Here is an 11724-nt window from a genome sequence, read left to right on the forward strand (position 1 = left end):
TTTTTATCATCAGGTTAAAAAAATAAACTTATGGGGCTGGATTGACACTGCTTTTATTCAGGTTAAGCAGTGGTAAAACATTGCTTCCTTGCTCATCAGTGATGATTTTGTTGCCAATTTTGGGTAACACCTTCTCAAGGGTTTCCAGATAGAGTCTTTGTTTGGTCACCTGAGGTGCCAAAACATAAGCCTCAAAGACCGAATTAAAGCGTTCTGCTTCTCCTCTGGCCCCGTTGACCCTGTTCAAGGCATATGCTTCTGCCAATTGGATGGTTTCCTCAGCTTCCCCTCTTGCTCTTGGTATCACCCGGTTATAATCGGCCTCAGCCTGGTTGATCAAGGTTTCACGTTCTTGTTGTGCTTCATTCACTGCGTTGAAGCTCGGTTTTACCGGCTCAGGTGGGTTGACATCTTGCAATACTACCTGGTCTATCCGAATGCCATTTTCGTATTCATCACACAATTCTTGTAACAATACTTCTACACTGGTGGCAATTTCCTGCCTGCCGACTGTCAAAACCTCATTTACAGTTCGGTCACCTACGATTTTTCTCATGGCGGCCTCTGACATGTCATTCAGCGTTTTTTCGGCATTGCGGACCTTGAACAGGTAATTGTAGGAATCCACTATCCGGTATTGGACCACCCATTCAACGTCGGTTAGGTTTAAGTCACCGGTAAGCATCATGCTTTCGTCTCCATAACCGGATTTCACGTATTCAGATTGTGTTCCGGCACTACTTGTCCTAAATCCGAATTCTTGTTTGAGCTGGCGTTGAACAGGAATTTTATACATGGTTTCTGCAAATGGGATGATGAAATTCAATCCAGGCATAACGGTTCGGTTATACTCTCCCAATTGGATGACCACACCCTCCTCTTCCGGACCAACGGTCCTTATTGTAGAAAATATTAAAATGATTGCGACTACTATTAGGATAATCCTGGATAAATACTTTTTGATCCAATCCGGATTGATATTGATTTCAAATTGATTGTCTGACATAAAATACTGTATTTTTCGGCAATTTACGATTTATTGACTGAATAGCATCAGTTAATTGTTATCATTTGGAAGTTCAGTAATAGCTACCTTTAAAACATCCAAAGGAATAAAATAAACAATACCAACCATACCGCATCCATGAATTTCCAATACACAGAAAATAGTCCCAGTTTCATTTCTTCGTAGGGATTTGCCAAAAGAATCAGGGTGCTAACGGGATCCTTTTCTGATTTTTGTAATTGAATCAGCAACACAAATGCATAAATCAGGGCACCCGCCAAATGGAACAGGTGAATGCCACTTAATAGATAGAGAAAACTCCCGGAAGGAAGTCCTCTGAAATCTATTCCCATACCGGAAAGCTCGCGCCATCCGGTAAACTGCAAAGTAGAAAAGAGCAGGCCAAGCAGTAAGGTTACAAGCAGGTAAATTTTTGTTTTTTCAATGTTATTGCTGTTAAAGTAGGGAAGTATTCTTCCGGAAGTAAAACTGCTGACGATGATCACCATACTGCTGATGATAAACGATTTTGGAATAGCAAACTGATCATACCTTCCTGCCTCCGGTTGTGAAAGCACAAAGGCCGTCATCAGAAATAAAAAAATCAATCCGCTACCAAACATACCCAAATACATGATGGTCCTGTAGGGATGCAGGTTTTCAATTTTTTCGAACCAATGGGAATTTTTTTCTTTTTGCATAAACCTATATTGGAAACATTACAAATTGAAATTTTGTTGGTTTTTTCCAGGATTTGTTTTGTTGTCCCATCGGTCCATTCCCTATTTTGAAGGAAATGGCCATTTTATACAAGGGAAATTAATAAATTGCGACAATCATTTTAAGACCATTAAAAAAAAAACAGTTGGATAGGCGGGCATTTTTGTCTCTATACGAGGAAGATCCCTTTGTCAGTAACCTGGCATTGGCAATTAAATCAGGAAAGCATTCAAGATTGCAGGTAAAAGGGCTATCAGGCAGCATGGATATGATTTTAATCCAGGCCATGACAAAATTGGTGGGAGGTTTTCATGTGGTTATTGGTTATGACAAGGAGGATGCAGCTTATTTGGCAAGTGATTGGCAGGCTTTGACAGGTGAAACACCCTATCTTTTTCCGGCAAGTTATAAAAAGCCCTATCACCATGAAGACATTGAAAATGCCAATGTGTTGATGCGGGCCGAAATTTTGAACAAGCTTTCCGGATCACCTACCGAAGGTAAGTTGCTGATCAGCTCTCCGGAAGCCATTTATGAAAAGGTAGTCAACAAGAAAAGTCTGAAAGATCATACCTTTACGGTAGAAGTAGGTGAAAAGGTAGACCTTTCATTTGTGGAAGAGCTTTTGCATACCTATGGTTTCGAAAAGTCCGATTTCGTTTACGAAGCAGGCCAGTTTGCCGTTAGGGGAGGTATTATTGACATTTTTTCTTATGCCAATGACATGCCATACCGCCTTGAACTTTTTGGTAAAGAGATTGACAGTATCAGAACCTTTGACCCGGAGACGCAATTGTCTACCGGAAAAATAGCCAAAATTAGCATTATCCCCAATATTCAAACCAAAATGAAGAAGGAATTCAGGCAGCCTGTCATGGATTTTTTTCCTCCGGACACCTACTTGTGGATAAAGGATTACAAACATTGCCTGGGTGTACTGGAAAGCCTGTTTGACAAAGCAAAAGGGTACTTTCAGGATTCCGGAGATGGGGATACTGCAGGGAATGGCCTGTTAATGGCCCCTGAAAAGCTATTTTTGGCTGCAGACGAATTTGAAAAAGGAATTGCTGCCTTCACTCAGGTGGCTTTTGGTCATAGGTTTGAGTGGAAAGACGTGGCTGAATTTAAATTTCAGGGTAAGCCCCAGCCTTCTTTCAATAAGCATTTTGATTTACTTGTTCAGAACCTGAATGAGAATGCAGCAAAAGGCCTAAGCAACATCATCTGTTCGGAAAGTGAAAAGCAAATCGGCCGTTTGTTGAATATTTTTTCTGAACTGGATCCCACTTTAAATATTCAAACTTTGCCTTTAAGCTTGCGCGAAGGCTTTATTGATGATTCTTTAAAATTGGCCTGCTATACCGATCACCAGATTTTTGAAAGATTTCACAGGTACAAAACCAGCAAAGCCTCTTCTAAATCCAAAGCGCTTACCCTGAAAGAAATAAAGAGTTTACACCCCGGGGATTTTATCGTGCACGTGGATTATGGCATTGGGCGATTTGCAGGTCTGGAAAAGGTGGAGGTCAATGGGAAATTGCAGGAAGCCATTCGGTTGGTATTCCGGGATGATGATCTGCTGTATGTAAACATCCATGCTTTACATAAAATTTCCAAGTACAGCAGCCAGGAGGGCACTATGCCCAGCATGTCCAAATTGGGGTCGCCGGAATGGGAGAATAAAAAAACCCGGGTAAAGAAAAAAGTAAAAGATATCGCCAAAGACCTGATCAAGCTATATTCCAAACGAAAATCGGCTCCCGGGCATCAGTTTTCCACGGACAGTGTCCTGCAAATCGAGCTTGAGAGTTCTTTTATCTATGAGGATACCCCCGATCAGGCAACAGCCACTTCTGATGTCAAATTGGATATGGAAAAACCATACCCAATGGACAGGTTGGTGTGCGGTGATGTGGGCTTTGGGAAGACCGAAGTGGCCGTCCGGGCTGTTTTTAAGGCTGTAAATGATCGCAAGCAGGTGGCTGTTTTGGTGCCAACAACCATATTGGCCATGCAGCATTACCAAACATTTAAAGAGCGGCTGGCAGATTTTCCGGTTGAAATCGAATACATCAACAGGTTTCGCTCAGCCAAAGACACCAGGGAAATCATTAAACGGGTGGCTTCAGGCGAAATCGACATATTGATAGGAACCCATAGAATTGTAAATAAAGATATTAAATTCAAGGACCTGGGGCTGCTGGTCATTGATGAGGAGCAAAAATTTGGGGTGAAGGTAAAAGACCAACTCAAGCAACTTCGCGTGAATGTAGATGTCCTTACCTTAACCGCGACACCCATACCAAGAACGCTTCATTTCTCGCTGATGGGGGCCAGGGACCTTTCCGTAATCGCCACACCACCCCCAAACAGGCAACCGGTGACCACAGAGATATACACTTTTAGAGAAGACATCATCCGGGATGCAGTGGCAAACGAGCTTAGCCGGGGGGGGCAGGTGTTTTTTGTTCATAACAGGGTGGGAGAAATTGATTCCATTGCTAACCTGATTTTGAGGTTGGTTCCTGATGCAAAGGTGGTTGGAGCACACGGGCAGATGGACGGGAAAAAACTGGAAAAAATCATGGTTGACTTTATCGAAGGATCCTATGATGTGCTGGTCTCCACAAATATCATTGAGTCGGGCCTGGATATTCCCAATGCCAACACCATCATAATTAACAGAGCCCACATGTTTGGCATGAGCGATCTGCACCAGATGAGGGGCCGGGTGGGCAGGAGCAACAAAAAGGCCTATTGTTTCCTGCTTACACCTCCCACAGCTACACTGAGCACAGAGTCAAGAAAGCGGTTGCAAGCCCTTGAAGAGTTCTCTGATCTGGGGGATGGATTTAAGGTGGCCATGAGGGACCTGGATATCAGAGGCGCCGGGAATTTATTGGGAGCAGAACAAAGTGGGTTTATTACGGATCTTGGATTTGAAATGTACCATAAAATCCTGGATGAAGCCGTTCATGAGCTAAAACAGACAGAATTTTCGGCTCTTTTTGAGGTAGATCTAAAAGAAAAAACGGCTCCTTTGGTACAGGATTGCGTCATTGAGACGGACATGGAATTGCTTATACCAGAAAGCTACGTTAGTAATATTTCAGAGCGATTGAGCCTTTATTCCAAGTTGGATAATATAAAAGAAGAAAACGAACTCGAAGGCTTTAAGGAAGAAATCAGAGACCGTTTTGGTCCTATTCCCGATCGGGTCCAGGCATTGTTTGAAACAGTGGAGCTTCGCTGGATGGCTGAAAACCTGGGCTTTGAAAAGCTGGTGTTAAAAAATGAACAAATGAAATGTTATTTCGTTTCTTCCAAAAATGATAGATATTTCAATTCCGCGGTATTCAAGGCAATCATTAACTTTATTCAGGTCAAAGGCAGGTATTGTAAAATAAAAGAAACCAAAGACCGTTTATTATTGGTAATCAAAGGAGTGGACAGCATTCCTGCCGGCAAAAAATGGCTTTCGGATATGCTCGCTCAATAAGTGGCGGTTTGGATCAAAAGGACTTATATCCTTAAGGTTAAGGAGTTTGTCGGGAAGGAAAAGATAATTTATTCCAACAAAATTGAAATATATTGAAATTTTTTATGAAGCAAATAAGTACAATGGCATGAAAATTAATGTATTATTTCACAGATATCGGCCAAAATTGACTTATGGGCTTTTCTGGGGAGAAGAAAGTTTATTGGTATAATGTATTATTGATCATATATTAGCGTTTTAATAGGGCAAAACCAAAAAGTTGTCACATGAGATTGGGGAACAAAAAATTTCAAATTAGTTTTTTTGCTGCAGTAGCCATTTTAGCGCTGCTGATTACTTCCTGTGGGAATAAATCCGGCAGAAGAACAGCCAGTGATCCTGGAGGGGTAAGTGCTTCGACAGGGGCACGTTACAGTTTTGATGAGGAGGATTCTACTTCATTTCAGGTTTTCAGGCTACCCAGTGAGGTGGTAGGACCCAGATTGGTGTTTATTCAGGGAGGAAGGGCCGTACTGGGTTCTCAGGAACAGGATATCATGGGCTTTCGGGACAATGTGGAACGAACCGTTACCATCGCTTCTTTTTACATGGATGAGACCGAAGTTACCAACGTCGATTACAAAGAGTTCTTGTTCAACATGGCCAAGCGTGACGGAGTCAGTGCAGATTCCATTCAAAAACTGGAACCTAAGGAAGATGTATGGGATGGTACCATGTCTTACAATGATGTATATGCCACCTACTATTTCCGATACCCTGGTTTTAATTTCTATCCTGTAGCAGGTGTGAGTTGGACACAAGCCAATGCCTATAGTGAATGGCGGACCGCTTATGTAAACGAATTGGAAAGGCAAAAGAATGAATTGGATTCAACTCTTACAAAAGACCAGCTAATCGAAAGAGGTTCCGTATTTCCTGACTACAGGCTTCCAAATGAGGCAGAATGGGAATTTGCCGCCAAGGCAATGATTGGAACACAATACATGGATGAAAATCAGGAAAACGGCCGGATTTACCCCTGGGATGGTCGTGGACCCAGAAACCCATACAATATCAAGAGAAAATCACGTCAGGGAGATTTTCTGGCTAACTTTAAGCGGGGCAGGGGTGACTATGCCGGTATTCCTGGTAGCGTCTCCAATGATGGAGAAATTATCCCCACCAATGTATATGATTTTCCAGCAAATGATTTCGGATTGTACAATATGGCGGGAAATATGAACGAGTGGGTTCAGGATGTTTATCGTCCACTTTCCTTTCAGGATTTTGACGATTTGAACCCTTTGCGGAAAGATGGCGTCTACGATGAAGAAAATACCTACAACACCACTTTGATAGACGATAATTATCGGGTGTACAAAGGAGGATCCTGGAGGGATGTTGCCTACTGGCTTGCACCCGGAACAAGGAGATTTATGCATCAGGATTCAGCCTCCAACCACATTGGATTTAGGTGTGCCATGATAGCTGTCGGTGGTAAAGACAGGTAAAATTTTAACGAAATATCTGATAAGAAATGAAAAAGGGTGATTCACCCTTTTTTTTATGCCTTGTTTTTTCCTGTTGTTATTTAGAAAAAAGCCTTTCGAAAAGCAATTGGGGATATTGGCTGATTTTGCTATAAAATCCTGAATTTAATCTTATTTTTGTAGGCATAATTTATTTAAACTTAGGGATTTGTATGAAGCGGGCTTTATTTTTAGTTTTTCTTGGGCTTTTCCTGTACCAGGAGGGATATGGCCAGAGTTGGAGAAGGGTAGGCGATTGGGGGAATAATTATGCTGCCGTCCAATGGGTAGATGAGCAGGTAGGATTTATAGCCGGTGAGAATATCCTGTTGAAATCCATTGATGGTGGTTTGAGCTGGATTGAGCTAAAATCACCAAGCCGGGGACTCATTGTGGATTTATCTTTTTTCGATGACAGACAAGGGCTGTTGCTTGGAGAAGAGGGAGAGATATTTCGAACGGATGATGGAGGCCTTAGCTGGTCAAGTTACACGCATCCTGAAAATATTCTTTGGAAAAAAATACGGCACCTTGACAATGACCTGATAGTAGTGGCTGGGGAAGCAGGAAATATCATCCGGTCCTCAGACGGGGGCATCACCTGGCAATCCGGCAATCAGGTAAGCCCCGCTGATATCAATGATTTTCATTTTGTAAACGATACGCTTGGCTTTGCGGTCACATCCGATGCGTCATTGCTAAAGACAGTCAATGCAGGAATGGACTGGCTGGAGAATCCTACCGGATTCGATGTTTCCCTAAATGGTGTGTATTTTACCAGCGATTCTATTGGTTATGCAGTAGGAGATTTGGGAGCAATCATTAAAACCGTTGATGCAGGCCTGAATTGGCAATTTATCAACAGCGGCATAGACACTGACCTGACGGATGTGGTTTTCCATCCTTCCTTTCCTTTAATTGGACTGGTTACAGGTGGAAATGGGACCATCCTTAGAACTGATAATGGCGGCCTGACCTTTCTGGCTGCCAATTCCCGTACGAATCAGGACGTCAGTTCACTAGCTTTCAGACCTGGGACCAATAATGTGCTGGCAGTGGCTTCAAGTGGCTTTTTAATTTCTTCTAACAATTCAGGTGCGAATTGGGCTATTCGTCTATCGGGCAGGGCCAATGATTACACTTCTATTCAGTTTACTACAGACCTGCGGGGCTACCTCATTGGAGAAAGGGGATTAATTTTACTTACTGGTAATGGAGGCAATTCCTTTGTAGATCGTTCCAGGCCAATTTCTCTCTCCTTCAATGCGCTGTATTTTGTTTCGAATGGTGCTGGTTTTGTGTCCGGGGTCAATGGAAATATAATCAACACCACAAATTCAGGAGCCAATTGGACAACCCTGAATCCGGGAACGAACAGGGATATTAATGGCTTGTATTTTTTTGATTTCAACCGGGGTTTTGCAGTAGGCGAAAGGGGCTTGATCAGCAAAACAGAAAACCGGGGAGTCAACTGGCAGACTGTTCCTGTTGGATGGAATGAGACGGATTTTCATGACATCCTTTTCTTCAATGAAAGTGATGGACTGGTGATAGGTGATGGGGGGCATGTCCTTTTATCCTCCGACGGAGGGGGTGAATGGCAGCAAATTAACCTGAATAGTACAGCAAAACTAAATGCCATATCCCTATTGGATGAAGAGACAGCCATTATTGTAGGCGAGTCGGGGAATGCTTTTAAAACAACCGATAAAGGGCAATCATGGAGAAGGATTCAGACTGCTCATGAGAAAAATTTCACAGATGTGGCTTTTCTGGACGAGTCCGTAGGGTTTATTACTGGTTATGAAGGATTGATCTTGAGGACATTTGATGCAGGTGCTACCTGGGAAAAGTTGCCTACAGGGACTTTTCAGAACTTTACCGGAGTGAGTTTCGGGGACCTGAATGTAGGCTATGCCGCAGGGGAGAATGGTATCCTTTACCAGTATACCTGCCAGGTTCCTCAGGATGTTGCGACCATATTTGGTGAAGACAATATTTGCCTGAGCCAGCAAATTTACACCATCCAGGATTTGGAGGAAGAAGGGACTACCTATGAATGGAGGGTTGATGGAGGCACCATTATTGAAGGGCAGGGAAGTACCAGGGTAGTAGTGAGATGGGATGATCCCGGAAGAAATGCCGTCCTGGTGAGAGGACAAAACAATTGCGGAAACGGGAATACTACTGCCATGGAGGTGGTTGTTTCAGAAGAGCCAAAACAAACTGCTGATATTCAAGGCGAAGGAGTGGTCTGTGTCAATACCCTGGAAGAATACCATGTGGATTCCATACCAGGAACGGAATATTTCTGGGAGGCGACTGGAGGTGTGGTCAGATCCGGACAGGGAACCGCTCGAATTACCCTTGAATGGACCAATTTGAGCGATCAATCCATCTCCGTTTCTACTACTAATCCCTGTGGACAGGGACCCACAACCCAAAAACCGATCCGGGTGATTACCATCCCTGATCAGCCATCATCTATACAAGGGCCGGATAGGGTTGGTTTTCAGGAGGCAGATTATGAAGTGGAAGCATTGCAGGATATCAATTATCAATGGACCATTGGTGAAGGTGGCGAAATCATAAGCGGACAAGGTACAGGCAGCATTAGGGTAAACTGGACCAATGAAGGCGACCATGAGCTGGTGGTAACCCCAATGAATGCCTGCAACCAGGGACCCAGCCAGGCGCTTTCAGTTAATGTGAACCTAATTACGGCTCTTCCGGAGGAAAAAGGGCCTTTCCATATTGGGGTTTTTCCAAGCCCTTCTTTTGGAGACATAAACATCACCATTGAGGGCTTACCCTCACTGACCTATCTGGGTATTTACAATACGCAGGGACAGAAGATCCTGGATATCCCCACCCGGGAAGGGCAATTTGTATACTCGGTCACCAATTTACCAAAAGGCCTTCATGTGTTGGTTTTTCGGACCAGAAATGCGGAATATAAAAGAAAAATCCTGGTGTTTTAATCATTTGCTCCACCCTCCTTCATTTTTGCTGCATTTTCAGCAAATCGCAAGGCACTGATAAAGTCTTCAATGTTTCCTTCCATTACTTCAGACAGGTTATAGACAGTTTTGTTGATCCTGTGGTCTGTGACCCGGCTTTGGGGGTAATTGTAAGTGCGTATTTTATCTGACCTGTCTCCGCTGCCCACCATGGATTTCCTTTGGGCGCCTACCGTTTCATTGTGTTTGGCCAGTTCTATTTCATAAATCCTGGATCGCAGTACTTTCAGGGCTTTTTCAAAGTTTTTGATTTGGGATTTTTGATCCTGACAGGTCACCACCAGCCCGGTAGGTTCATGGGTGAGCCTTACGGCGGAATAAGTGGTGTTCACAGATTGTCCGCCCGGACCTGAGGAACAATAAGTGTCTTTACGGACATCGTTCATGTCAATTTGCACGTCAACTTCCTCCATTTCCGGCAAGACAGCAACCGTGGCAGCTGAGGTATGTACCCTGCCCTGCGTCTCTGTAGCAGGTACACGTTGCACGCGGTGAACCCCGGATTCATATTTCAACATCCCGTACACATCTGCTCCGGAAACGGAGCTGATAATTTCCTTATATCCCCCGGAAGTACCAAAGGTAAGGTCTAATACCGTCAGGTTCCAGTTTTGCTTTTCACAAAACTTTTCATACATCCTGAACAGATCCCCTGCAAAAATGGCTGCCTCATCTCCCCCAGTACCACTACGGATTTCCAGAATGCAGTCCTTTGAATCATTCGGGTCTTTGGGAATCAGCATTTTTTTCAACTCCCCTTCTATTTCCTCCTTTCGGTTTTTCAGCTCTTCCCATTCTATCTTGGCCATTTCCCTGAATTCAGGATCTTTTTCCTTTTCCAATAGTGATTTGGTGCTGCTGAGGTTATCCAGAATCAACCGGTATTCGTCGTAAACCTTTACCACCTTTTCCAGGTCTTTGTATTCCTTGGAAAGTTTGGTATACTTGCCCATGTCAGACATGGCATCAGGCTGAATGATCAGTTGAGCTACTTCTTCGAATCTTTCTTTTATGGCTTCCAGTTTGTCCTGCATGGCATCGTTTTATTTGGAAGGCAAAATTAAACAATATTGTTGACGAAATCCCGACAAATGCCAGATTATGGTATCCGGAGCAGACAGGTAAAGAAGGGTTGATTATGGGCAGCTTTTGAACTTTTTTCAAGTTTAGTCATTATCTTTAAATAAAGAATCTGATGTTAAAGCAAATGAGAAATACAAAGTGGATAACGCTCCTGTTTGTACCCTTGCTGTTACTGGCCTCCTGTGGTGACAATAAAAAAATTGACCGGGATGTGGTGGATCAGGTAAACAAGGCCAATGAAGTAAAAAAAGTTACGGAGTCTGAAATTACAGATTATGCCATGAAATGGGGCGATGAGATCAGTCAGGAAGCCCAGGCAGAGCTCATAGGTGCCTTGCAGAAGGCCATTGAAGACAAAGGGGTCCCGGGAGCCATAGATTTTTGCCACCTGGAAGCCTTGCCCATTACCAAAAAAGTTGCTGACAAACATGCAGTCAACATACGGAGGGTATCTGTGAAAAACAGAAACCCGGAAAATAATCCAACTGACATGGAAAAGAGCCTGCTGGATGCCTACGCCTACAACGTTGAAAATGAAATAGAAAACCGTCCCAATATCCAAAAAACAGAGAATGGCGAAGTGTTGTTATATACCAAAGCCATCACCATACCAGGAGGACTTTGCCTCAACTGTCACGGGGAGCCGGGAAAAGAAGTCAGTGATGCCACCATTGAAAAAATCAAATCACTTTACCCTGAGGATAAAGCTCTTGGTTATAAAGTGGGCGAACTACGGGGCATGTGGAGCATTTCACTGCCCAAAAAAGAAGTGGTGAAGAATATGTAGGGGCAGATTATTTTCTACCCAAAGCAGCATTTAGGCTTTTACTTTTATATTTGCACTGAAAATTAAGTCAATTAAGAGGGAGCATGTCTTGCTTTCATTCA

At 43.4% G+C, this 11724-nt stretch carries 7 protein-coding genes; 4 read left to right on the forward strand and 3 right to left on the reverse strand.

The window, feature by feature from the left end:
- Nucleotides 1-28 precede the first annotated feature (28 nt).
- Nucleotides 29-1006 carry an FtsH protease activity modulator HflK gene (gene hflK / locus HUJ21_RS16890; protein ID WP_291371818.1) on the reverse strand — a complete coding sequence of 326 codons (978 nt, stop codon included), beginning with the start codon at nt 1004-1006 and terminating at the stop codon, nt 29-31.
- Between the two features lie 89 nt (nt 1007-1095).
- Nucleotides 1096-1707 (reverse strand): cytochrome C oxidase subunit III, encoded by a 612-nt coding sequence (locus tag HUJ21_RS16895; RefSeq protein ID WP_291371819.1) that lies wholly within the window; start codon nt 1705-1707, stop codon nt 1096-1098.
- A 164-nt stretch (nt 1708-1871) separates the two neighbouring features.
- Between HUJ21_RS16895 and mfd the strand changes: the two genes are divergently transcribed.
- The 3 genes from mfd (at nt 1872) to HUJ21_RS16910 (ending at nt 9714) form a co-directional block, all read left to right on the forward strand.
- On the forward strand, nt 1872-5225 hold the full coding sequence (gene mfd / locus HUJ21_RS16900) for a transcription-repair coupling factor (RefSeq protein ID WP_291371820.1): 3354 nt from the start codon (nt 1872-1874) through the stop codon (nt 5223-5225).
- A gap of 266 nt (nt 5226-5491) precedes the next feature.
- Nucleotides 5492-6715, forward strand: a complete 1224-nt coding sequence (gldJ, locus tag HUJ21_RS16905; protein WP_291371821.1) for a gliding motility lipoprotein GldJ — start codon at nt 5492-5494, stop codon at nt 6713-6715.
- 191 nt (nt 6716-6906) lie between these two features.
- Nucleotides 6907-9714 (forward strand): YCF48-related protein, encoded by a 2808-nt coding sequence (locus HUJ21_RS16910; protein ID WP_291371822.1) that lies wholly within the window; start codon nt 6907-6909, stop codon nt 9712-9714.
- Here the strand turns inward: HUJ21_RS16910 and prfA are convergent.
- A complete protein-coding gene (prfA, locus tag HUJ21_RS16915; protein ID WP_291371823.1) occupies nt 9711-10787 on the reverse strand; it encodes a peptide chain release factor 1 in 1077 nt (358 codons plus the stop codon). The two genes, HUJ21_RS16910 and prfA, sit on opposite strands and share 4 nt — an antisense overlap.
- 173 nt (nt 10788-10960) lie before the next feature.
- Between prfA and HUJ21_RS16920 the strand changes: the two genes are divergently transcribed.
- Nucleotides 10961-11623 carry a DUF3365 domain-containing protein gene (locus tag HUJ21_RS16920; protein WP_291371824.1) on the forward strand — a complete coding sequence of 221 codons (663 nt, stop codon included), beginning with the start codon at nt 10961-10963 and terminating at the stop codon, nt 11621-11623.
- Nucleotides 11624-11724 lie beyond the last annotated feature (101 nt).

This window comes from Cyclobacterium sp., from assembly GCF_014762705.1.
Classification (GTDB): domain Bacteria; phylum Bacteroidota; class Bacteroidia; order Cytophagales; family Cyclobacteriaceae; genus Cyclobacterium.